The organism is Pseudoalteromonas sp. S1608 (assembly GCF_005887265.1).
GTDB lineage: Bacteria > Pseudomonadota > Gammaproteobacteria > Enterobacterales > Alteromonadaceae > Pseudoalteromonas > Pseudoalteromonas undina.
The window spans coordinates 226,402-248,477 of sequence record NZ_PNDK01000018.1 but is presented as its reverse complement, the minus strand read 5'-3'; the positions used below and the strand labels follow the sequence as shown (position 1 = coordinate 248,477).

Here is a 22,076-nt window from a genome sequence, read left to right as displayed (position 1 = left end):
ATTAACCAAGCCATTGCGATGGATTGATTAATGCTAAATTACTTGAAGCTAAAGAGGCTAAAACGTCATCCGAGGGGAGTGTAAGCTTTTTTGCGACGCAGTAGCTGTCTATTAATTGTGTTAACTGTTCTTGTGAGCAACACCCTATAATTGCATTTTCGATATGAGGGGCTTTTTGCGCAATAATTGCTAATGCGAAAGTTAGCCGATTGCAGCCTAATTCATTAATAACACGATTATACTGAGAAAACTCATTATTAAACTGTGAAAAATAAGCGTTATTTTGAATCATTGGCTCTAATAAAAGCCCTTGTAAAAATATCGAGCGAGCGTGAAGCTTTATATTTTTTTCTATTAGCTTATCGATGATTTCAGGTTGTATAAAACGTTGATCTAACCAATTTACAGGAGCTTGAACCAGATCTAAATTAAACCTTTCACTAAGTAATTCAAGCTCTTTAGGGTTATAAACAGAAGCACCTATTCGCTTAACTATGCCTTTGGCTTTTAACTGCTCTAGCTGCGAAAAATAGTCTTCCCCTGAACTGCTTAAAAGCAACTCACAATTATGAAATAACACTGCATCAATTGACTCACAGTTCAGATTTTTTAAGCTTTTTTCTACCTGCGCGTGAATATTTTCACCTGATACTTTAGTAACAATAGATAAAGCTTGGCTTAAACCCGATTGACCAATATTACTCTCGCTACTACCATAAGCCGATGCCGTATCAACAACTGTTATACCAGCGTCTAGTGCGAGGCTGAGTATTCGTTTAACCTCATCAGTTTTAACCTGTCCGACAGTATTACTAATGCCATAATCTAAACCAAATTGGGCGGTTCCTAAAGCGATTTTCATAGTTGTTCGGCTAGTGTTTTTATTATAAAGTTTTGTTCTGAATTGGTTAATTCAGGATGCAAAGGTATGGTGAGAGCGCAACTGTAATATTTCATTGCATTTGGAAAGTCATTTACTTTAAAGCCAAGCTCTTTATAATAAGGTTGTATATGAATTGGAATATAATGCAAATGACTCGTTATGCCTTGTTCTCTTAAACTACAAATAAGAGACTCATGTTTTACAACTGCGTCACCAGACAAGGTTAAAATATATAAATGGTAACTAGAGTAGCTTTGTTGTGATTGAGTTAAATGATTGATAGGCAAGTTTTTCAACTTGCTAGAATAGACTTTAGCCAGCTGGTTACGCTTTGTAACAAATTCATCAAGCTTTGAGAGCTGACTAAGTCCTAATGCTGCTTGTAGCTCAGTCATTCTATAATTAAAGCCGAGTTCAACTTGCTGATAGTACCAAGGGCCATGACTTGGTTCGGTCATTTCACTCGGATTGGCTGTAATTCCATGGCTACGTAAACGCTCCATTCTTTTAGCAAGTTGCTTATTGTTTGTTACCGCCATGCCTCCTTCAGCTGAGGTGATTATCTTGACTGGATGAAAGCTAAATACGCAAATATCTGAAAACTCACAACTGCCTACAGGTTTACCTAAATATTTTGCACCAATAGCATGTGAAGCATCTTCAATAACCTTAAAGCCATATTCAACTGCAAGTTGATATATAGCCTGCATATCACATGATTGACCTGCCAGATGAACTGGGATGACTACCTTTGGTAAACGATTAGTTTCTTTGGCAGTAATGAGTTTTTTTTCTAACTCATCAGTGCACATATTCCCTGTTGCTACATCAATATCCACAAAATCTATTTGAGCACCACAGTAAAGTGCACAATTTGCAGAAGCAACGAACGAAATAGGGGAGGTCCATACAATATCGTCTTTCCCTACATTTAACGCTAAACATGCAACGTGCAATGCTGATGTGGCACTGTTTATTGCACATGCATATGCGCTGCCACAATAATTCGCAATAGCTTGCTCAAAAGCAGGGATTTTTGGGCCTTGCGTTAACCAGTCGGATTTTAAGACATCAACTACTGCGTCGATGTCTTGTTGAGAGATAGCTTGTTTGCCGTAAGGGATCATGGAGTAATAACTTTTAAACTAATGCTTCAATGTTGAAGGCTTCAATTTCTTCAATCGTCATGTAATGAGGGTTGTTTAAAGAGTTATATTCAAAGCCTTGCTGAACTTTTTTTCCCTTTTCATCAAGCGCATTTACTGTAAAGTCATTACTACGACTGCTAAATTTGATGCCTGGCGCAATAACAAAGTGATCGTTATATTCATAGGTTTCAAAACACAGATCGGCAGGGCACATAACCTCATGAAGTTTCTCGCCTGGGCGAATACCGATAGTTTTAATAGGTAAATCGGGAGCCATTGCTTTTGCTAGGTCAGTAATACGAATTGATGGAATCTTAGGCACGAAGATTTCACCGCCCAACATGCGTGCGAAATTTGTTAAAACAAAATCAACGCCTTGTTGAAGGCTTATCCAAAAACGGGTCATTTCATCATGAGTGATAGGAATATGATCACGACCTTCATTAATAAACTTTTGGAAAATAGGCACAACTGAACCTCGCGAACATACTACATTACCGTAGCGCACCACTGAAAAAGTGGTTTTATGGCCGCCAGCAATATTGTTTGCCGCTACAAATAATTTATCTGAGGCCAATTTAGTAGCACCGTATAGATTAATTGGGTTGGCTGCTTTATCCGTAGAGAGAGCTATGACTTTTTCAACGTTATTATCAAGTGCTGCATTAATAACGTTTTCTGCACCATTTATGTTGGTTTTAATACATTCCATTGGGTTGTATTCAGCGGCAGGTACCTGCTTAAGGGCTGCAGCATGGATAACGTAATCAACGCCACGCATTGCGCGATTTAGTCGTTCTTTATCTCGAACATCGCCAATAAAGTAGCGCATGCAAGGCTGATCAAAATCTTGCTGCATTTCAAACTGCTTTAGCTCGTCACGAGAAAAGATAATAATTTTTTTGGGGCTGTACCGTTCTAATAATGTTTTTACATACTTTTTACCGAACGATCCTGTTCCACCTGTTATTAAAACTACTTTTCCATCAAACATGTGATTTTCTCCACAGCTAACCAGCCTAATATTGCCAAATCTATTTTAAAAGTTAGATTTATACTTATTTACAGCTTTTTTATTTTTTTGATTACCAACTATTTTAACCGCTAATAGTTGCTTTTGATTATCTATTTTAACAGATAGCTGTTCTATTAGGTTAATTAAAAACTCAAGTTCAGTAGCTGAATAATGAGTTTTTTCTCCAGAAAGTGAGCTACTTATGTGAACATCAAGTTTATTATGAATATTCAGCGCTTGCTCAATATCCCAATCTTCTGAGTCAGCAATCAAACTTACTAGCTCATTGCAATATGCTCGAGTCTCACTATCTTTAACTTGTGAGCTTGTAACCCGATTTAAAGACATTATAGTTGTGGTTCTCTTTGTTCAAATGGAATTGCTTCCCAACCTGATTTTATTTCCTTGATCAAGGTAATTACTTCATCAATTTTTTCTATATCGTTCTCAAGGTTCGCGGTTAATAAGCTGCGCTGACAGTAATCGTACAAAGAGTCTAAGTTAGTTGATACTTCATTATTATGTTCAAAATTTAATACTTGCTGTAACGCACCAAGTAGCACAATACAATCAGAGATTGCGTTGCCTTTTTTTTCTAACTCTTTACGTTCAATAAATCCCTTTGCAGCAGAGAGTTTGCCAACAATATTCACAAACACGAGTTTGACTTGATCATAAGGCGTCATTTCTTTAACGCTGCTAACTGTTATTTGACGGTATTTATTGATTGATGCGTGCGCCATAGGTAATTCCTCAAATTTTAATTGCATGTGTAGAACCTTAAGCAAGTTTAGTTCCAACATAAGTTTGACTGTTACTTATCGGCCAAAACAGTCACACCTTTAAATAATAATAGCAGTTTTTATGAGTTTCTTCTTTGTAGAATCGTATCATTACTAGTGGCAAAATGTGTTAGATAATTCATCCTAAGTAGGTATGCCGTTATAAATAGCTAAAGAGTTATTAGTTATAAAGTATTGGCTTTTCAGGCAGGGTGTCTGTTTTTTGGCGTTAATGTCAAAAAATCGCCGCTATTACTTGCATCCAAATCCAACTGGCTTACAATTTGATTAATAAAACAAATTAGTGAAATAAATGGCTCGCTAAAAATGATCTTAATTTTAGATAATAATAATAATCGCTCTATTGGATTATATGCATCGCTTACTTTTATTGGTGAGGCGGTACAGTTGCAAACAGAAGCTGACTTTGAGCAGGCATGTAGTCACTATCAAAATAAAGAATGTATTGTGGTTTTAGGGGCGTTGCAATCTTTGGATCATGAAAGTTTAATTAAACGCTGTCCAACATTTCCTTTTTTATTGATTGGTGAAACGCTCAAACCGCTACTGAGTCTCGCCAATGTTGTTGGACTAATTTGTGAGCCATTTACTCATGAAGTTACCACTCAGTTACTACATGATTGTCAGCAATATCAGCGTATGCTGCCTCATGAGCATCAACATAATAAAGAAAAAAGTACCTTTGATGGCCTTGTAGGTGAAACCAAAGCCGTAAAAGATTTACGCTTTTTAATTACTCAAGTTGCTAAAACCGACGCCAACGTACTTATTTTAGGTGAGTCGGGCACGGGTAAAGAAGTGGTTGCTCGTAACGTGCATCTACTTTCTAAGCGTAACAAAGGCCCATTTGTACCAGTAAACTGTGGGGCAATTCCTGCGGAGCTACTAGAAAGTGAACTATTTGGCCATGAAAAAGGTGCATTTACCGGAGCTATTTCAGCACGTAAAGGCCGGTTTGAATTGGCGCAAGGTGGCACGCTATTTTTAGATGAAATAGGGGATATGCCTCTGCAAATGCAGGTTAAGTTACTGCGAGTACTACAAGAGCGTAGCTATGAGCGCGTTGGCGGTACTAAAGCGATTCAAGCCGATGTACGTGTTATTGCTGCAACCCACCGCGACCTTGAAAGCATGATTGAAAAAGGCTCATTCCGAGAAGATTTATATTATCGCTTAAATGTTTTTCCTATTGAGAGTCCATCACTTGCTCAACGTGCAGAAGACATCCCTTTGCTACTTAAAGAGCTAATGCGCCGCGTAAATGAGCAAAGCGGTACTACGGCTAAGTTTACAGAGCGTGCTATTGAAAGTTTAAAAGAGCATTCTTGGCCAGGTAATATTCGTGAGCTTGCGAACTTAGTTGAGCGTATGGTTATTATGTTCCCAGACAAGGTGGTTGATGTTCCTGATTTACCTAATAAATACCGCTACATTGAAGTTGAAGCCTATGAGCCACAGTATCCAGAAGAACTGATGGAGCGTGATGCGTTTAATGATATTTTTAGTGGCGGATTCAGCGAAGACGAAATAGACCTTGAAGATGATTTTGCTCAAGCGGCACCGGGTTTATTGCCCGATGAAGGTATTGAGCTTAAGGAGTACTTAGCTGAGCTTGAAATTAACTTAATCACCCAGGCATTAGAGCGCTTTGATTACGTTGTTGCCCGTGCTGCTGAAGTGCTAGGCGTAAGGCGAACCACACTGGTCGAAAAAATGAAAAAATATAATCTTTCTAGGGATTGATTAAAACCGCTAATAAATTGAACTGTAGTTAATAAAGTTCTATGTTATTTTTAATTTTGGCTTTAAAACTTGATTTGCCTCCCATTAAATAGTGACAATTTAATGGTGTGCGGTGCTCTTTTTCTTATTGTACACTCCTAAGTTAATGAATAATCTAGCATGTGTTTTATGCAGGTAACGCTTTCTATACAAAGTAAAGTAAAATAAGGTTAAAAATGAACGAAGCAATCGATGGAAATAGAATGTATGGGTGGGCAAAGGAGCTATTTCCAATCAATCGAAGCCTTACAGGTGATGGTGTAAGAGAAACATTGAGATATATCAAACAGTTTGTACCGGAACTGGTTGCACATGAGGTTCCTTCAAATACTATCGCTTTTGACTGGAAGGTACCGCAAGAGTGGAAAGTAAATAACGCATACATAATTGATCCTAATGGTAATAAAATATGCGATTTTAAAGTTAATAACCTACATCTAATGGGTTACTCAGAGCCTGTTAATAAGACACTTTCTTTAAAAGAATTACAATCCCACCTTTACAGTATAGAGGATATGCCTGACGCAATACCATATGTTACATCATACTATGAGCGTAATTGGGGATTTTGTCTTAGCCACTCTCAACGTTTATCTTTGACTGAAGGTAGTTACCAAGTTGTTATAGATACAAATTTATTCAATGGGCATTTAACGTATGGAGAGTTTGTTTTACCTGGAGAAACAGAAAATGAAATTTTGCTTTCTACATACATATGCCATCCTTCTTTAGCTAATAATGAATTATCTGGACCAGTTGTTTGTATGGCATTAATTGAGCAACTTAAATTAATGACTGACCGTAGATATACTTACAGAGTTTTATTTTTACCAGAAACCATAGGATCAATAGTTTATATTTCAAAACATTTAAAACGTTTGAAAAAGCATCTGAAAGCTGGATTCATTGTCACATGTGTCGGTGATGAAAGAGAGTACTCTTACCTAAGTTCACGCAACTCTCGTACTTTAGCCGACAGAGCAGCACTAAGTGCTTTAAAGAATTTAGTTGGTAGTTTTAAACAGTATTCTTTTCTTGAGCGCGGTAGTGATGAGCGTCAATTTTGCGCTCCTGGTGTTGATTTACCTGTATGTTCAATTATGCGGAGCAAATACGGGGAATATCCCGAATATCATACATCATTAGATGATCTTACATTAATTACACCTGCTGGATTAAGAGGTGCTGCAGATGTAATTGTTGGCGCTATTCAATTATTAGAAAAGAATAAAGTATATAAAGCAACTAATTTATGTGAGCCGCAACTTGGTAAAAGAGGATTGTATCCTAATACGAGCAATATGCAGCAAGATTATACTCAAGTAAAAATGCTCACTAATTTACTAGCTTATGCAGATGGAGGTAGTGATTTATTAGAGCTTGCTGATAAGATTCGAGCCAATATTTTTGAGCTTTTACCTTTAGTTGAATCTCTCGAAAAAGCTGGTTTAATCAAAGCTCAAGACTAAATAGGGTAGAAGGAGCGCATAAATGCGCTCTTTTGTTAGTTTAATTTAATTACAGCAACATACCAATTGTAAGCTAATCCGAACCAATCCATTTTTATTTCTGCGCATTCACAATATTGTGAAATATTTGAAAAGCAGCTCAAAAAATCATCTTTATCTTCAAAGCGACGCATAACTTGACCATTGCGAACTCCGAAGTAATCATTTTTAATTCTCACATACCCTTTTTCGAGCTCTTCACACGATTCGTAAATAAAAGCTGAAGCCGTTGGAACAGATACGATTAGATAGCCTTTTGGCTTTGTTACTCTTACGAATTCATCAATATGTTTTTGATAATCAAAACTTTCAGAACTCATATAATAACTACTATTCCAAGAGATTAAATAATCAAACATATTCGCTTCGAATGGGATTTCTTCGCAGCTACCTATTCGTAAGTCTAATTCTTGGCCTTTAAACTCCTTTCTTTCAGAGGCATTATTTACGATATCTTTTGTGATTTCTACCCCACTACTCAATAAACCAAGTCTATTAAAAAGAGGGAAATTACGGCCATCACCAAAACCTACATCTAAAATTTTCTTACCTTGAAAATTTTTATCTAGAAACTCTAACTTTGGAAATTGCCCTAAAAAAATTCTAATAACTGCTTCTGGTGGGTAGGCTATTTCTGTGTTTTCAGCATATATGCTATTCCATGATTTATCTCTATCATACTTCATTGTAGTATTATTACCTTTATATAGGGTTAGGTATAATGTTTAACACTTAAGATAACATTTCATAAATACGGTTTACAATATTTATAGGAATATCTAGCTGCCAAGGTTATTAATAGTGGCTTGTATTTTGCTTTATACTTGAAAGCTAGTAAAAACTTTAAGTATGGCAATGTTCATCGACTGGTCTTCGAGTAGAGGCAAAATAAGCGCACTTTTAAGTAGTGCTCCAATTATTAAAAGGTATTAGTGATGAAGTATCCAAAAATACTAGAATGCACTTTAAGAGATGGAAGTTATGAAATTGACTTTCAGTTTTCTAAAAATGATACAGTTGGTATTTGTAGTGCACTAGATTACTGTGGATTTGAGTTAATAGAAGTTGGTCATGGTGTCGGTCTAGGTGCTTCAGAAAGAGGTATAGGAGTTGCTCTTGAGACTGATGAAGTCTATATGAAAGCAGCGTCTGAGAGTGTAAAAAAAGGTAATTGGGGGATGTTTGCAATTCCGGGGATTGCAAATTTAGAACACCTTACGTTAGCTGAGTACCATGGAATGGATTTTGTTCGCTTAGGTTCTACAATATCTGATTTTAAAAAGTGTGAAAAATTTATAAGCTCTGCGAAAAATAAAAGTATGCTCACATACGTCAATTTCATGAAGTCGTATACTGTTTCGCCTAGCAAGCTGGCTAAGGCTGCAAAGGCTGCTTTTGAAATTGGGGCTGATGCTGTTTATGTAGTGGACTCAGCAGGCGGAATGCTACCACAAGAAGTAACGGAGTATGTTCAAGCAATACTTGCTGAATGCCCTAGTCTAACAGTTGGATTTCATGGGCATAATAATTTGGGGTTAGGTGTGGGAAACGCTCTTGCCGCTATCAATGCTGGTGCTGAAATTATTGATTCGTCGCTGCAAGGATTTGGACGTAGTGCCGGTAATACAAGTACAGAACAAATTATAGGGTGCTTGGCTCGTATGGGATTGGAGGGAAAAATAGATCCAATACAAGTAATGGATTTAGGTGAAGAACTCATAAAACCTTTGATTAATAAAAATGGTCTTTCATCTATTGACACTATATCAGGGATGTCATTATTCCATTCTAGTTATATGCCTATAATTTTTGAAATGTCACAAAAATATAAAGTTGATCCAAGGCATTTAATTATTTCTGTTTGTAAAGAAGATACTTGCAATGCACCTGAAGAAATGGTTGAAAGGCATGCAATTGAGCTGTTAAAAATACAAAAGGCAAAAGGGCATTGGAAGCCGAGTTATAAAAATTACCATGTGAATGAGCAAGTAATTCTATGATAAAAGAACTATTTAAGTCAGCAGAACAACACTCTTTAGCAATAATACAAGGCACTCAAAAGATTACTTATTTAAATTTTGAGAGTCAGGTAATGTTTTATATGAATCAGTTAACTAAAGCTGGTGTAAGTCAAGGTGATAAAGTAGCTCTAGAGCTCGAAGATAAATTGGAGTTTTTTGTAATTCTTGTTTCATTGTTCACATTAGGTGCAAAGGTCTTACCATTATCAGCTAACTACAATGAATGTTATAAATGCACATTGCTGGACATCTTTAACCCTGACAAAGTAATTAACAATGTTGGCGAATTTGAAGAATACATACCTGAAAAAAAAACAAATAGCTTTATCTATAAGGATAGTTCGAATAATGCTCAGGTTATTACCTTTACTTCAGGGACTACAGGTACACCAAAAGCGGTATGCCACGACTTAAAAAGCTTACTTGTTTGCGCTGAAGCGTTTAACAAACATAATGAAGTCGGTTGTGAAGTTAAGATGTTGCATGTAATGCCTTGTTTTTACATGGCTGGTATTCTTAACACCTTTTTATGTCCATTAATAGCTGGTGGATGTGTCATTTTAAGTACAACCTTCTCGGCTAGTAATGCCGCAACTATCTTTAAGAATTTTGCTAAATATAGAGCAAATGCTATTTGGCTAAGCCCTTCAATGTTAGCCCTTTCATCTAAAATGACAACCGATAGAGATGCTATAGGCTGGGTAAGTGATTGCGCAGCAAAGATATTTATCGGTACTGCGCCTCTTATGCAAAATACAAAAAAAGAGTTTGAGCATAAATTTGCACATGAAGTTTTAGAAAGTTATGGCACAAGTGAGCAGTTGTTTATATCTTGTGCGAAAGTCGGTGAAGGGCATTTGGACGGAGTTGGTCGGTGTCTGGATCTTGTAAATGTAACTTTTTCTGATTCGAACGAAATACTAATTGATTCTCCTTGGGAGATGCTTGGCTACTTAAACGCTGACTCAGAATGCCCTGCTACAGGTGATATTGGAAAGTTATCATCAGGGGTTTTAAGCATAACTGGACGTAAAAAAGATATTATTATTAAAGGTGGAATTAATATAAGTTCGAGGTATATAGAGGATGTTAGTTTGAAGTATGCTGGTATAATGGATGCTGCAGTAGTTGCAAAGCCTCATGATTTTTGGGGTGAAGTGCCAATATTATTTCTTTTATCAGAGCATGATTTAAATATTAAATCTATAAAGGCGTGGTTGGGTACCTTGTTACCTTCAGAGTTTCTTCCTGAAAAAATAATTGTTTTGAAAAGCTTTCCTACTTCAGTCACGGGAAAAGTAATGAAAGCAAAGCTAATCGAAAAGTACTTAATATGATTATTGGATTCTCCCATCTTACTTGGAATTCAGCTTTTGTTGAGCGAGATATCTCTAAATTTAAAGAGTTAGGATATGAATCGGTATTTGATGAAAAAGAGTTAGAGAATAACTATTCAAAAAAGGATTTACTTGCTTCCTATTCTGCGAAACATGATATTAAATTACTTAAACGAAGTGATTCATATGACATTGAGATTATTAATCACCATAGTAAAAACATGAATGTACAAAATCGTTTATTTTACAGTGACTCAATGATGACTATTTTGATACCATCGGGTTGTTTTGCAAAGGAAATTGATTTTTGGTGTGGGCTAGGTTTCAAAGAAAGTGGAAATTGCCTAAGGTTATCTAGACCGGTAAAAACATGGAACCTCGATATCTCTTTTGTTTCAACGGAACAAGATCTTGTAGAACAAAAACTGGATCTTCAAGGCTTTACATCAATTGCATTTATAGTAAAAGATTTAGCTCTGTTTAAGAGTAAACTAATAAATAAAGTAATTTGGATTTCTGAGATATTTACTCTTGAAGTTAATGAACAGAAGATGGATATACTCCTATTTAAAACTCCCTCAGGGGTAATAATAGAACTCATCGAGGTATTAAAATGAAAATAACAGATTTAACAATGTTGCTTGAAGAGGGGATGCAAACATTTGCAGCTCATTGGCACCCCTTTTTTGAATCAACTCAGTTAGGACGACACGGAATTGAAAATAGAGAAACGCGAAAAATTGTATTAGGTACACACACTGGAACTCACATAGATGCCCCAAGGCACTTTATTGCTGATGGTGAAACAATTGAAAATATACCATTAGCTCAATTAAATGGGCCTGCACGGGTTATTGACTTTTCGAACCTTGCAGATAAACATGAAATTACTAGAGATGAGTTGATATTAGCTTTAGGTTCCCAGTGTCCGGTTCGCCTAGTTGCTAGGTTTGACTGGGATTTAAAATTAAACACTAATGAATACTACACAGACCATGCCTTTTTTTCTGAAGATGCTTGTCAATGGCTGGTAGATAATGGGTGTAAGCTTATCGCCCTAGATACCCCCCAGCCTGACAGCCCTTTAAATGGAAGAGGGGCAGAAAAGGATGCACCTAACCATAAAATACTTCTTGGTGCAGGTGTTGTTATCGTTGAATACTTAATTAATATTCGTTCGATTGAGAGCGAAGAATTTACGCTTATCGTCGCACCCTTAAAAATTAAAGGTGGCGATGGGGCTCCAGTTAGGTGTTTTGCAATTGAGTAAGAGTAATGAAATGCTAGTAAAAGAAAAGCTAGTGCAGTGGTTTGTTTCTAAAAGCCAAATGGAAAATATTGATACAACGTTAAATTATTTTGAATCCGGTTATATTGATTCATTTGACGTGCTGATGTTAATAGAGTTCTGTGAATCAAGCTTCAATGTAGTGCTTAATGAGATACATTTTGAAGATAGAAGGTTCTCTTCAATTGATGGGTTGGCTGATATTTTAAACGATTTACAGGTGCAATGAATTGCAAAACTATCATTATAGTAGGACTGATTTTGAGTTGGCTTTACAATCTGTAGGGATTTGTAAAGGTGATACTGTTTTTTGTCATAGTAATGTAGGTTACCTCGGTTACCCGGAAGGAGTTACTTCCAAGCAACAATCCTTAGAGTTAATACTTAGTACTTTTTTAAATTTATTAGGAAGCCAAGGTACCTTAGTGGTACCTACCTTTACTTATTCATTTGGTAAAGGCGAGAACTTTAATGTCAATGATACAGCGTCTGACTGTGGTATGTTCTCAGAATATATTAGGACTAATCCATTGTCAGTGCGAAGCAATGACCCTTCTGTATCTGTTTCTGCTATTGGAAAGTATGCTAGTTTCTTAACAAGTAAAGTATCTGAAAATGCCTATGATGAGGGAAGCGCTTTTTCACGACTCGTTCAATTAAAGGCTAAGGTGCTTAACATTAACTTTGACGCAGGCAGTACGTTATTGCATTTTTTTGAAAGAGCACATAATGTATCTTATAGGTTTGACAAAACATTTCATGGTAAAAAGTTTGATGGTAAAAGCTACATTCCATGCAAATCAACCTTATGGGTTCGAGATTTAAACATAGAGGGGTCTCAGGCGAGTTTCGAGCGCTTTAACTGTTATGCCAGCGATAAAGGTATGTATAAAAGGGCTAAGGTAGGTCGAGGTGGAATTGGCTGTATTTCTGTCGAAGATATGAACAAGGCATTCTCAGAATTATATGAGAAAGACCCTTGGTTTTTAACAGATAAACACATTTAATTTTTTAAAAATAATGGAGTTTTTTCGAACATTTAAGAATATAAATGTTGGATTAATTATGAAATGAATAAACAAACAGTATGAAAACAGCACAATGTAACGCTTTTAACTAGAATTAATTGGCATCGTTCAGGCTAACTAAATCTATTTTAATTACTAACCTATGAGTACTGCCCGATAACTTCTTCCTTCCTAAAACAATCATTACTATGATCGTTAACCATTCCACAGGCCTGCATGTAGGCATACACTGTGGTTGGGCCTAAAAATTTAAAGCCACGCTTTTTTAAATCCTTCGCAAATAACGTCGATGCCTCAGTAACTGCAGGGTAGTCGGCCAGTGTTTCTAGATCGTTTACCTGAGGTTTATTACTCACAAACTGCCACTGATAATCACTAAAACTGCCAAACTCTTCTTGAATAGTAATAAAGCATTTTGCGTTATTAATTGTTGCGACAATTTTTAAGCGGTTGCGAACTATGCCCGCATTTTGCATTAATTTTTCTATATCGTGTTCAGTAAAGGCCGCTACTTTGTGTACATCAAAGTTGGCGAAGGCATTTTTATAATTCTCACGCTTTTTTAATATGGTATACCAGCTGAGTCCTGCTTGTGCCGATTCTAATGTTAAAAACTCAAAAAGTAGTTGATCGTCATACACAGGGACGCCCCATTCATGATCATGATATTCCACATAGTCAGGTTTTGTTGTATCTAACCATGGGCAGCGGCACTGAGTCTCTTTATTCATACATTTTCCTTTGCGCGTCATTTTTACGGCACGTGTTTTTACGGTTTAATCTATTGAATTTACGGGTAAATAATTTTGGTACATATTGTGCATTAGCCACTGTATCTACATTATTTTAGAGAGTTGATTATGGCCCTTGCAAGTGTGCTAAAACCCCAGTTTATTTCTGCTAATCAGTATAACCCATGTTTACTGCAAGAGGAGTATGTTGGTGAGTTGAGTGATTTGCGTCAACAGGCAAGTTGGCTTTCTCATTTAGTTGATACTATGCCTGCGGGCGTGATTGTACTCGATGGTAAAGGAATGATCGCTAAAGCGAATCAAATTGCTATCGATATGCTCGGTGAACCACTAGAAGGTGAGAAGTGGTTTAGTGTTATTCAGCGCTCATTTCGTCCTCATCAAGATGATGGTCATGAAGTGTCGTTAAAAGATGGACGCTTAATAAAACTCGATATTACCGCACTTGCGCCAGAGCCTGGGCAACTTATATTAATGACCGATTTGACTGAAACCCGACGCTTACAAAAACGAGTCGCGCATATGCAGCGTTTAAGTGCGTTAGGTAAAATGGTGGCATCTTTGGCCCATCAAGTACGCACACCGTTATCAGCAGCTATGTTGTATGCTGCCAACTTAGGCTCAAAGCGCTTACCGGAGGCATCACGCGGCAGTTTTCACACAAAATTAATGTCTCGCTTGAAAGATTTAGAAACCCAAGTAAACGACATGCTGCTATTTGCTAAAAGTGGTGATCAACAGGTAGTTGAGCAAGTGTCGATGCAACAGTTACTCAGTGAAGTAAAAGCCGGTGCTGATGCCATGGTAGCGCTCAATGATAGCGAATTAAATGTGAGCTTACCTGAACCCGATATAGAAATTATGGGTAATAAAACCGCATTAGCCAGCGCTATTCAAAACCTAATTCACAACAGTATTCAAGTTATTGGCAGTGGCGCGCAGGTTTACCTTAGCGCCCAGCGTGACAAACAAGACTCTGACTTTGTGCGCATTAGCGTTAGTGACAATGGTCCAGGCATTGACTTAGTTCAGAGCGAGAAAATATTTGAACCTTTTTATACCACTAAAAGCCAAGGTACAGGCTTAGGGCTTGCCGTTGTTAGTTCGGTAGCCAGTGCGCATCAGGGAAGGGTTGAGGCAAACAACAACCCACACGGGGGAGCAATTTTTAGTATGTTGCTGCCTATTAGTGTCACATCTAAATTAGGGGAGTCACATGAGTAACACTATTTTAGTTGTAGAAGACGACGCCGGACTTCGTGAAGCATTAATTGATACTCTAGAAATGTCGGGCATCGCTTGCACGGCAGCCAGTAGTGCAGAGCAAGCCATGTTGTTATTAAAAAAAGATGTATTTTCACTGGTGGTCAGTGATGTACAAATGGGCGAAATGAGTGGCTTGGACTTATTACGCAGTATTAAATTAAATCACCCTGATTTACCCGTACTTATGATGACGGCCTATGCCACAATTGATGATGCAGTTGAAGCCATGCGCCTAGGCGCGATTGATTATATGGCTAAGCCATTTGCCCCAGAAGTGCTATTGAACATGGTGAGCCGTTACTTACCTGAAAAGGAAAAAGAAACAGACGGTCCTATCGTTGCCGACCCTAGCAGTATTCAATTACTTGAACTTGCAGGTAAAGTTGCTCGTTCAGATGCCAGTGTAATGGTACTTGGGCCAAGTGGCTCAGGTAAAGAAGTGCTAGCACGTTATATTCATGACAAGTCAAAACGCTGCAATGAACCATTTGTAGCAATTAACTGTGCTGCTATTCCTGAAAACATGCTTGAAGCTACTTTGTTTGGCTACGAAAAAGGCGCGTTTACTGGTGCGATTCAGGCCTGCCCTGGTAAGTTTGAACAAGCACAGGGTGGGACTATCTTACTTGATGAAATCACCGAAATGGATTTAGGCTTACAAGCTAAACTACTGCGGGTATTACAAGAACGCGAAGTTGAGCGTTTAGGCGGTCGGAAAACTATTTCGCTAGATGTACGTGTGCTTGCAACCAGTAACCGCGAATTAAAAGAGGCTGTTGCTGAAAATCAGTTCCGCGAAGATTTATATTATCGACTCAATGTATTCCCTTTACTGTGGCGACCTCTGTGTGAGCGTCCTGGCGACATTATTGTACTGGCTAAGCATTTAATTGAACGTCACTTAAGTAAAAGCAAAGAGCCAATGGCGTATCTAGATACAAGCGCTGAACAAAAACTACTTAGCCATAGCTGGCCGGGTAACGTTCGAGAGCTGGATAACGTTATTCAACGTGCTTTAATTTTACGTAGTGGCAGTACTATTGATGAGCATGCAATTTTTATCGAAAATTTAACCCCAACCCAGTTTGTGGTTGAAACAACAACAGTGCCGGAGCCTATAAAAAGTAATCTCAGTAACGCTTATTATGATGAAAAAACAATGCCCGAAGATGAGCAAAAAAATGATTTGCTCGCCTTAGACACGGGGAGTTATAAAGATGAACTTAAAGATAAAGAACATCGCATAATTTTAGAAACCTTGGCGCGTTGCCAAGGGAAGCGTAAAGAAGTAGCCGAAACCTTAGGTATAAGTCCACGTACTTTGCGTTACAAATTAGCGCAAATGCGCGATTTAGGTATTTCCCTCCCTGCATAACCTCAACAGCCCTAAAACTAAGTAACACATTTTAGGGCTGTCAAAACTCTGACTACGTAAATTTATAGTTCAACACATTGTTTTAATTGACTTTTATTTTTGGCATGTTTTGTGCTTTATTCTCTTTAAGAGTTTACTGCATTATCAGAGACAATTATGAAAATTCAAAACAGTGCTTTATTTCAAGAAATGCAATCTATGGCTTCAGAAGCCACGCGTAGTAACCAAGTTAATAACTTGCCAACGCAAGTGCAATCAACGTCTACAGCACAATTTGGTGATATGTTGAGTAATGCACTTAATACAGTGCATGAGCTTCAGCAAGACACAGGACAAAAAAGAAAAGCAGTTGAGATGGGCGACAGAAGCGTATCGCTTGCTGAGGCGATGATTGCCTCGCAAAAGTCTTCTGTGGCATTTGAAGCTACGGTACAGGTTCGTAATAAGCTTGTTGAATCTTACAAAGAAATTATGAACATGCCTGTTTAACTAGGTAGTGGAGAATTATTGTGGCGCAATCTAATCAATCAACAGATCTGGCACTTGCTGATGGCATGATGGAGCAAAGTGAAACTGAAGATCAACAAGAGCAAAAATCGGGCTATTTCAGCGCCCTAGGTGGTGTTGATGTTTTACGTCAAATTACCCTGATTGTTGCATTGGCCATTTGTTTGGCTATTGCTATCTTCGTGATTATCTGGGCTCGTCAGCCAGATATGCGCCCATTAGGTAAAATGCAAACTCAAGAGTTAATTGAAACACTCGACTTTTTAGATGCGCAAAAAATTGACTATGAACTTGATGGTAATGTGGTGTCGGTTGATGAAACTGAGTATCAAAATATTAAGTTACTGATGACCCGTGAAGGCTTAGATCAAGGGCCGACATCAGGTAGCGATATTATTATGCAAGACATGGGGTTTGGAGTAAGCCAACGTTTAGAACGTGAGCGCCTTAAACATGGTCGCGAGCAACAGCTTGCCCGTACTATTGAAGAGCTAAACAACGTTACTCGCGCCAAAGTACTATTAGCTGTTCCAAAAGAAAATGTATTTGCTCGTCGAGAGAAAAAACCCTCAGCAACAGTAGTACTAACGCTTAAGCGTGGTCGCTCACTAGATAGCGAAGAAGTTGACTCAGTAGTTGATATGATTGCTTCAGCGGTGCAAGGGCTAGAGCCTTCTCGCGTAACGGTGACCGATCAAAACGGTCGCTTATTAAATTCAGGTTCGCAAACCTCTTTGGCTGCACGCTCTCGTAAAGAATACGACCTAGAGCGTAAACGTGAGCAAGAATACCTAGAAAAAATTGACAGCATTTTAATTCCCGTCGTTGGCTTAGGTAATTACACCGCCCAAGTAGATTTAAGCATGGACTTTAGTGCAGTAGAAGAAACACAAAAACGTTACAACCCAGATTTACCGGCAGTAAGAAGTGAAACCACTTTCGAAGAAAATAATATCGGTGGTTTAGCGGTAGGTATTCCTGGTGCACTTACTAATCAGCCTCCGGTTAACTCAACGATACCTGAAGATGCAATGGCTGGCGGTGCAGGCACTGCAACCTCACCAAGTCGTACTCACAAAGAAGCTACCCGTAACTATGAACTTGATACCACTATTTCTCATAAACGTCAGCAAACGGGTGTGATCCGCAGAATAAGTGTGTCTGTAGCGGTCGATTACATACCCACGGTTGGTGAAAACGGTGAAACAACCATGACACCACGCTCGGTAGAAGCTTTGTCAAATATTCGTCGCTTGTTACAAGGTGGCGTAGGCTTTGATATGCAACGTGGTGATGCACTTGAAGTAGTGACCGTGCCATTTGTTCGTGAAGACTCAGCGCTTGATTTCGAATTGCCTTTATGGGAACAAGACTGGTTTATGAAAATGATGCGCTTAGTATTAGGTGCGCTGGTTATTATTGTACTGATTTTAGCTGTAGTTAAGCCTATGCTTAAGCGCTTAATTTACCCAGATAATACACTTGAAGAATATGATGAAGACTCTCTTAGTTCAGGTGTTGACCTTGGTGACAGCACATTAGATATGCTAAATAATGACTTTGATTCTGCTTCAGTTGGCTTCTCAAGCGATGGTACACTACAGTTACCAGACCTACATGGCGACGAAGACTTATTGAAAGCGGTTCGTGCCCTTGTAGCCAATGAACCAGAACTATCATCACAAGTAGTGAAAGCGTGGTTAACAGAAGATGACTGATCAAGAACAAAAACAACTACCACCGGCGTTTGATGTTGATAAGCTCGATGGTGTAGATAAAGCGGCGATATTATTGCTAAGTTTATCTGAAGAAGATGCAGCGCAAATCCTAAAGCACTTAGAGCCAAAGCAAGTGCAAAAGGTAGGTATGGCCATGGCGGCAATCGATGATTTGTCGCAAGCTAAAATCAGCGCAGTGCACAACTTGTTTATCGAACAAATTCAAAGCTTTAGTACGATAGGTTTTCAGTCTGAAGATTTTATCAAAAAAGCACTTACGGCCGCATTAGGTGAAGATAAAGCTGCCAGCTTAATAGATCAAATTGTTATGGGATCAGGCGCCAAAGGGCTTGATTCATTAAAATGGATGGACTCAAAGCAGGTAGCGAATATTATTCGTAATGAGCATCCACAAATTCAAACAATTGTGCTTTCTTATTTAGAGCCGGAACAATCTGCTGAGATTTTAGCGCAATTTCCTGAAAAAGTGCGCTTAGATTTAACCATGCGTATTGCCAATTTAGAAGAAGTTCAACCAGCGGCTTTACAAGAATTAAACGAAATTATGGAAAAACAATTCGCTGGTCAAGCGGGCGCACAAGCTGCGAAGATGGGTGGCTTAAAAGCGGCTGCAGATATTATGAACTACCTCGATACCAATGTTGAAGGGCAGTTAATGGATTCTATCCGTGAGCATGACGAAGAAATGTCGCAACAAATTCAAGACTTAATGTTTGTCTTCGAAAACTTAATGGATGTAGAGGATCGAGGTATTCAAGCAATTTTACGTGAAGTGCCTCAAGATGTACTGATGAAGGCGATTAAAGGCACTGACGAAGCGCTTAAAGAGAAGATTTTGGGTAACATGTCAAAACGTGCAGCAGAAATGCTTGCTGATGACTTAGAAGCTATGGCACCAGTGCGTATTAGTGAAGTAGAAGCAGCACAAAAAGAAATACTGTCAACAGCTCGTCGTCTATCAGATTCAGGTGAAATTATGCTTGGTGGTGGCGGTGGTGAGGAGTTCTTATAATTTATGAGTAACTCAAAAGGTCGCCCGTTACACGCTGATGAAGCTGATGAGCTATTAAAAAATTGGCCAATTCCAGATGTTGCGCCAGATGAGCGAAGTTTTGGCAATCGTTCGACCGCTTTTGGTACGCCATTGGCAGAGCTATACCATAAAGAAATGGCCAAAGAGCAAGATGAAGAGCCCGAAGAACAAGAATTACCTTCTCTTACTATGGTGGAGCTTGAGCGCATTCGCCAAGATGCGTATGAGGAAGGTCTTAAGCAAGGACACGAGCAAGGCTATATAGATGGTTTTGATAAAGGCGTAACTGAGGGAAAAGAAGCTGGTTACAAAGAAGGTGTTGAGCTGGGTAAAAGCCAAGGTCAAGAAGAGGTTAAACCTTTAATGGATGAGCAGTTAACTCACTTACGCAGCTTGTTAGATAGTTTATCTGATCCACTTAAAAAAGTGGATGAGCAAGCAGAAAAGCAGTTAGTGCAGTTAGCAACTATGCTCAGTGAAGCAATCATTTATCAAGAGATAAAAACTTCGCCTGATATTATCTTACATACCTTGAAAAAAAGCATTGATGCATTGAATGCAGAGCAACAGAAAGTTAAAATTCATCTTCACCCAGAAGACCTAACACTTATAAAAACCAGTTATGGCGAGCAAGCTATTGAAGATAATCATTGGCAGTTAATTCCAGAGCCTACATTGGAGCGCGGCGGTTGTGAAGTTAAGACAACACTATCGTCTTTAGATATGACCTTGAAAACTCGTGTCAAAGAAACATTGGATAGTTTTTTGCATAATAGTGGTATCTAACTTTTTATTGGCGTGCAATGTCTGTGAGCGATACTTCATTAAGCGAACGCTTATCTCAATACCAACAACATATTAAAACCCCAGCCCCTGCGGTTGCGGGTGTTTTAACCCGTGTGGTTGGTTTAACACTTGAAGCAAAAGGCCTGCGAGCTCCAGTAGGCAGCCAATGTAAAATTGAAACCATGAGCGGCTTTGTTGATGCCGAGATTGTTGGTTTTAATGATCAAACCTTATATTTAATGCCCAATGATCATATCTCAGGTGTACTTCCTGGTGCCCGAGTTATTCCTCAAGTTAATGACACTGGTTTACCTGTTGGTATGAGTTTACTTGGCCGAGTTGTCGACGGTTTAGGGCGACCTTTAGATGGGCTAGGGAAAATAAACGCAGAACACACACTTAAATTCGCTCAAAACGCAATAAATCCACTGGCAAGACGCCCCATTAGTAAACCCATGGATGTGGGAGTACGCGCTATTAACTCAGTAATTACCGTAGGCCAAGGCCAGCGTATGGGCTTATTTGCAGGCTCCGGTGTGGGTAAATCTGTACTATTGGGCATGATGACTCGAGGCAGTGAAGCCGATGTAATTGTAGTGGGTTTAGTCGGTGAGCGTGGCCGAGAAGTAAAAGAATTTATTGAAGAAATACTGGGTGTTGAAGGACGTAAACGCTCAGTTGTTGTGGCAGCGCCTGCTGATGCTTCGCCATTAATGCGATTAAAAGGCTGTGAGAGTGCAGTCACCATTGCAGAATACTTTCGAGATCAAGGGCTAAACGTATTGTTACTGCTTGACTCGGTAACACGTTATGCCATGGCGCAGCGTGAAATAGCACTGGCTGTGGGTGAGCCCCCTGCAACCAAAGGTTATCCGCCTTCAGTATTTGCTAAATTACCCGCATTAGTGGAACGTGCTGGTAATGGCGGAGAAGGGCAAGGCTCTATTACTGCCTTTTTTACTGTACTGAGTGAAGGTGATGACATGCAAGACCCGATAGCCGATGCCGCACGTGCCATACTTGATGGGCATATTGTTTTATCGCGTGATTTAGCCGACAGCGGTCATTACCCTGCTATTGATATAGAAAAGTCTATTTCTCGAGTGATGCCACAAGTGGTTTCAGAGCCACATATGCAGCAAGCGCGGGTACTTAAACAAGTATATTCTATGTATCAACAGAACAAAGACATGATCACCTTGGGTGCTTATCAAAAAGGCAGTGACCAAATGCTTGATCAGGCAATAAATATGATGCCAAGAGTGAACGCATTTTTACAGCAAGGCATGCGTGACGTGATTAGTTATGACGATGGCCTACAAGGGCTCGCACAATTATTAGGGCAAGCATAATGGCAAAAAATAAACTACATTTGCTGCTTAAGCTTGAAAATGAAAAAGAAGAAACATTACGCATGAGCTACTTGCAAGCAAATCAAAACTTGCAGCTAAATCAGCAAAAGCTTCAAGGCTTAAATGACTTTCGACTTGAATATACGCAGCAACTTCATATTAAAGGGCAGTCAGGCTTATCAAGTGCCGGGTTTAGCCAGTATCACGCATTCATAGCTAAGATTGAAGAGGCGACTCGCCAACAAGCGAGTACCGTTAATACTGCAAAACAAGTCGTGAGCCAGCGTAAAACGTTATGGTTAAAACAACAAGTTAAAGCCAAAGCGGTTGCTAAGCTAATTGAAAAGCAACAGTTAAAAGCGGATATGCTGGTGGCTAAGAATGAACAAAAAATGTTAGATGAGTTTTCTTCTAATCAATTTTATCAAAGGAATAAAGCACTATAAGGTAGGC

Annotated in this window: 23 protein-coding genes; 16 read left to right on the top strand and 7 right to left on the bottom strand. The window is 38.7% G+C overall.

Going from position 1 to position 22,076, the window contains the following annotated elements:
* Position 1: 1 nt before the first annotated feature.
* Genes CWB75_RS09730 through fliS form a run of 5 tightly spaced genes read right to left on the bottom strand, consistent with a single transcriptional unit; the run spans position 2 to position 3,789 of the window.
* Positions 2–862, bottom strand: a complete 861-nt coding sequence (locus tag CWB75_RS09730; RefSeq protein ID WP_138570514.1) for an aldo/keto reductase — start codon at positions 860–862, stop codon at positions 2–4.
* Complete coding sequence (pseC, locus tag CWB75_RS09725) at positions 859–2,010, bottom strand: UDP-4-amino-4,6-dideoxy-N-acetyl-beta-L-altrosamine transaminase (protein ID WP_138570513.1); 1,152 nt, start codon at positions 2,008–2,010, stop codon at positions 859–861. Before pseC ends, CWB75_RS09730 begins: the two co-directional genes overlap by 4 nt.
* Before the next feature lie 13 nt (positions 2,011–2,023).
* Complete coding sequence (gene pseB / locus CWB75_RS09720; protein WP_138570512.1) at positions 2,024–3,025, bottom strand: UDP-N-acetylglucosamine 4,6-dehydratase (inverting); 1,002 nt, start codon at positions 3,023–3,025, stop codon at positions 2,024–2,026.
* A 45-nt stretch (positions 3,026–3,070) separates the two neighbouring features.
* Complete coding sequence (locus CWB75_RS09715; protein ID WP_171039111.1) at positions 3,071–3,394, bottom strand: hypothetical protein; 324 nt, start codon at positions 3,392–3,394, stop codon at positions 3,071–3,073.
* Positions 3,394–3,789 carry a flagellar export chaperone FliS gene (gene fliS / locus CWB75_RS09710; protein ID WP_010387895.1) on the bottom strand — a complete coding sequence of 132 codons (396 nt, stop codon included), beginning with the start codon at positions 3,787–3,789 and terminating at the stop codon, positions 3,394–3,396. Before fliS ends, CWB75_RS09715 begins: the two co-directional genes overlap by 1 nt.
* Before the next feature lie 366 nt (positions 3,790–4,155).
* Here fliS and CWB75_RS09705 point away from each other — a divergent pair, with 366 nt between their 5' ends.
* The gene (locus CWB75_RS09705) at positions 4,156–5,592 is read left to right on the top strand and encodes a sigma-54 dependent transcriptional regulator (RefSeq protein WP_138570511.1); all 1,437 of its coding nucleotides are present in this window, start codon (positions 4,156–4,158) and stop codon (positions 5,590–5,592) included.
* A 215-nt stretch (positions 5,593–5,807) separates the two neighbouring features.
* Positions 5,808–7,100 (top strand): DUF4910 domain-containing protein, encoded by a 1,293-nt coding sequence (locus CWB75_RS09700; RefSeq protein WP_212750899.1) that lies wholly within the window; start codon positions 5,808–5,810, stop codon positions 7,098–7,100.
* Positions 7,101–7,135: 35 nt separating this feature from the next.
* Here the strand turns inward: CWB75_RS09700 and CWB75_RS09695 are convergent, their stop codons facing one another.
* Positions 7,136–7,825, bottom strand: a complete 690-nt coding sequence (locus CWB75_RS09695; protein WP_138570510.1) for a class I SAM-dependent methyltransferase — start codon at positions 7,823–7,825, stop codon at positions 7,136–7,138.
* Between the two features lie 249 nt (positions 7,826–8,074).
* Here CWB75_RS09695 and CWB75_RS09690 point away from each other — a divergent pair, with 249 nt between their 5' ends.
* The 6 genes from CWB75_RS09690 to CWB75_RS09665 are packed head-to-tail and all read left to right on the top strand — an operon-like array spanning position 8,075 to position 12,792.
* On the top strand, positions 8,075–9,139 hold the full coding sequence (locus CWB75_RS09690) for a 4-hydroxy-2-oxovalerate aldolase (protein WP_138570509.1): 1,065 nt from the start codon (positions 8,075–8,077) through the stop codon (positions 9,137–9,139).
* The gene (locus CWB75_RS09685) at positions 9,136–10,497 is read left to right on the top strand and encodes a class I adenylate-forming enzyme family protein (RefSeq protein WP_138570508.1); all 1,362 of its coding nucleotides are present in this window, start codon (positions 9,136–9,138) and stop codon (positions 10,495–10,497) included. Before CWB75_RS09690 ends, CWB75_RS09685 begins: the two co-directional genes overlap by 4 nt.
* Entirely contained in the window at positions 10,494–11,114 is a 621-nt protein-coding gene (locus CWB75_RS09680) for a hypothetical protein (protein WP_138570507.1), read from the top strand. Before CWB75_RS09685 ends, CWB75_RS09680 begins: the two co-directional genes overlap by 4 nt.
* The gene (locus tag CWB75_RS09675; RefSeq protein ID WP_138570506.1) at positions 11,111–11,767 is read left to right on the top strand and encodes a cyclase family protein; all 657 of its coding nucleotides are present in this window, start codon (positions 11,111–11,113) and stop codon (positions 11,765–11,767) included. The genes CWB75_RS09680 and CWB75_RS09675 overlap by 4 nt, the downstream gene beginning before the upstream one ends.
* Positions 11,760–12,014: a hypothetical protein gene (locus CWB75_RS09670; protein ID WP_138570505.1), complete on the top strand. Its 255-nt coding sequence runs from the start codon at positions 11,760–11,762 to the stop codon at positions 12,012–12,014. The genes CWB75_RS09675 and CWB75_RS09670 overlap by 8 nt, the downstream gene beginning before the upstream one ends.
* A 1-nt stretch (position 12,015) precedes the next feature.
* Positions 12,016–12,792 (top strand): AAC(3) family N-acetyltransferase, encoded by a 777-nt coding sequence (locus CWB75_RS09665; protein WP_171039110.1) that lies wholly within the window; start codon positions 12,016–12,018, stop codon positions 12,790–12,792.
* A gap of 161 nt (positions 12,793–12,953) precedes the next feature.
* On the opposite strand, the gene CWB75_RS09660 is transcribed toward CWB75_RS09665, so the two are convergent.
* Positions 12,954–13,544 (bottom strand): DNA-3-methyladenine glycosylase I, encoded by a 591-nt coding sequence (locus CWB75_RS09660; RefSeq protein WP_138570503.1) that lies wholly within the window; start codon positions 13,542–13,544, stop codon positions 12,954–12,956.
* A gap of 129 nt (positions 13,545–13,673) precedes the next feature.
* On the opposite strand from CWB75_RS09660, the gene CWB75_RS09655 reads away from it, so the two are divergent.
* The 8 genes from CWB75_RS09655 (at position 13,674) to fliJ (ending at position 22,069) form a co-directional block, all read left to right on the top strand.
* Positions 13,674–14,789, top strand: coding sequence for a sensor histidine kinase (locus CWB75_RS09655; protein ID WP_075169684.1), 1,116 nt, complete (start codon positions 13,674–13,676; stop codon positions 14,787–14,789).
* Positions 14,782–16,206: a sigma-54-dependent transcriptional regulator gene (locus CWB75_RS09650; protein WP_054201724.1), complete on the top strand. Its 1,425-nt coding sequence runs from the start codon at positions 14,782–14,784 to the stop codon at positions 16,204–16,206. The genes CWB75_RS09655 and CWB75_RS09650 overlap by 8 nt, the downstream gene beginning before the upstream one ends.
* Before the next feature lie 156 nt (positions 16,207–16,362).
* Positions 16,363–16,695 (top strand): flagellar hook-basal body complex protein FliE, encoded by a 333-nt coding sequence (fliE, locus tag CWB75_RS09645; protein WP_010387900.1) that lies wholly within the window; start codon positions 16,363–16,365, stop codon positions 16,693–16,695.
* Positions 16,696–16,715: 20 nt separating this feature from the next.
* Complete coding sequence (gene fliF / locus CWB75_RS09640) at positions 16,716–18,431, top strand: flagellar basal-body MS-ring/collar protein FliF (protein ID WP_138570502.1); 1,716 nt, start codon at positions 16,716–16,718, stop codon at positions 18,429–18,431.
* Positions 18,424–19,464, top strand: coding sequence for a flagellar motor switch protein FliG (fliG, locus tag CWB75_RS09635; RefSeq protein WP_010387902.1), 1,041 nt, complete (start codon positions 18,424–18,426; stop codon positions 19,462–19,464). Before fliF ends, fliG begins: the two co-directional genes overlap by 8 nt.
* A 3-nt stretch (positions 19,465–19,467) precedes the next feature.
* Positions 19,468–20,271, top strand: coding sequence for a flagellar assembly protein FliH (fliH, locus tag CWB75_RS09630; RefSeq protein ID WP_138570501.1), 804 nt, complete (start codon positions 19,468–19,470; stop codon positions 20,269–20,271).
* Positions 20,272–20,288: 17 nt separating this feature from the next.
* The gene (gene fliI, locus CWB75_RS09625; protein WP_054201721.1) at positions 20,289–21,623 is read left to right on the top strand and encodes a flagellar protein export ATPase FliI; all 1,335 of its coding nucleotides are present in this window, start codon (positions 20,289–20,291) and stop codon (positions 21,621–21,623) included.
* On the top strand, positions 21,623–22,069 hold the full coding sequence (fliJ, locus tag CWB75_RS09620; RefSeq protein WP_010387909.1) for a flagellar export protein FliJ: 447 nt from the start codon (positions 21,623–21,625) through the stop codon (positions 22,067–22,069). Before fliI ends, fliJ begins: the two co-directional genes overlap by 1 nt.
* Positions 22,070–22,076: the final 7 nt, after the last annotated feature.

Bases quoted from the DNA above. Each gene is read 5' to 3' on its own strand.
- CWB75_RS09655 (WP_075169684.1), top strand. From the start codon at position 13,674: ATGGCCCTTGCAAGTGTGCTAAAACCCCAGTTTATTTCTGCTAATCAG.
- fliH (WP_138570501.1), top strand. From the start codon at position 19,468: ATGAGTAACTCAAAAGGTCGCCCGTTACACGCTGATGAAGCTGATGAG.
- CWB75_RS09690 (WP_138570509.1), top strand. From the start codon at position 8,075: ATGAAGTATCCAAAAATACTAGAATGCACTTTAAGAGATGGAAGTTAT.
- CWB75_RS09715 (WP_171039111.1), bottom strand. From the start codon at position 3,394: ATGTCTTTAAATCGGGTTACAAGCTCACAAGTTAAAGATAGTGAGACT.
- fliJ (WP_010387909.1), top strand. From the start codon at position 21,623: ATGGCAAAAAATAAACTACATTTGCTGCTTAAGCTTGAAAATGAAAAA.
- CWB75_RS09685 (WP_138570508.1), top strand. From the start codon at position 9,136: ATGATAAAAGAACTATTTAAGTCAGCAGAACAACACTCTTTAGCAATA.
- pseC (WP_138570513.1), bottom strand. From the start codon at position 2,010: ATGATCCCTTACGGCAAACAAGCTATCTCTCAACAAGACATCGACGCA.
- CWB75_RS09675 (WP_138570506.1), top strand. From the start codon at position 11,111: ATGAAAATAACAGATTTAACAATGTTGCTTGAAGAGGGGATGCAAACA.
- CWB75_RS09660 (WP_138570503.1), bottom strand. From the start codon at position 13,544: ATGAATAAAGAGACTCAGTGCCGCTGCCCATGGTTAGATACAACAAAA.
- CWB75_RS09705 (WP_138570511.1), top strand. From the start codon at position 4,156: ATGATCTTAATTTTAGATAATAATAATAATCGCTCTATTGGATTATAT.
- CWB75_RS09700 (WP_212750899.1), top strand. From the start codon at position 5,808: ATGAACGAAGCAATCGATGGAAATAGAATGTATGGGTGGGCAAAGGAG.
- CWB75_RS09695 (WP_138570510.1), bottom strand. From the start codon at position 7,825: ATGAAGTATGATAGAGATAAATCATGGAATAGCATATATGCTGAAAAC.
- fliG (WP_010387902.1), top strand. From the start codon at position 18,424: ATGACTGATCAAGAACAAAAACAACTACCACCGGCGTTTGATGTTGAT.
- CWB75_RS09730 (WP_138570514.1), bottom strand. From the start codon at position 862: ATGAAAATCGCTTTAGGAACCGCCCAATTTGGTTTAGATTATGGCATT.
- fliI (WP_054201721.1), top strand. From the start codon at position 20,289: ATGTCTGTGAGCGATACTTCATTAAGCGAACGCTTATCTCAATACCAA.
- CWB75_RS09680 (WP_138570507.1), top strand. From the start codon at position 10,494: ATGATTATTGGATTCTCCCATCTTACTTGGAATTCAGCTTTTGTTGAG.
- CWB75_RS09650 (WP_054201724.1), top strand. From the start codon at position 14,782: ATGAGTAACACTATTTTAGTTGTAGAAGACGACGCCGGACTTCGTGAA.
- pseB (WP_138570512.1), bottom strand. From the start codon at position 3,025: ATGTTTGATGGAAAAGTAGTTTTAATAACAGGTGGAACAGGATCGTTC.
- fliE (WP_010387900.1), top strand. From the start codon at position 16,363: ATGAAAATTCAAAACAGTGCTTTATTTCAAGAAATGCAATCTATGGCT.
- fliS (WP_010387895.1), bottom strand. From the start codon at position 3,789: ATGGCGCACGCATCAATCAATAAATACCGTCAAATAACAGTTAGCAGC.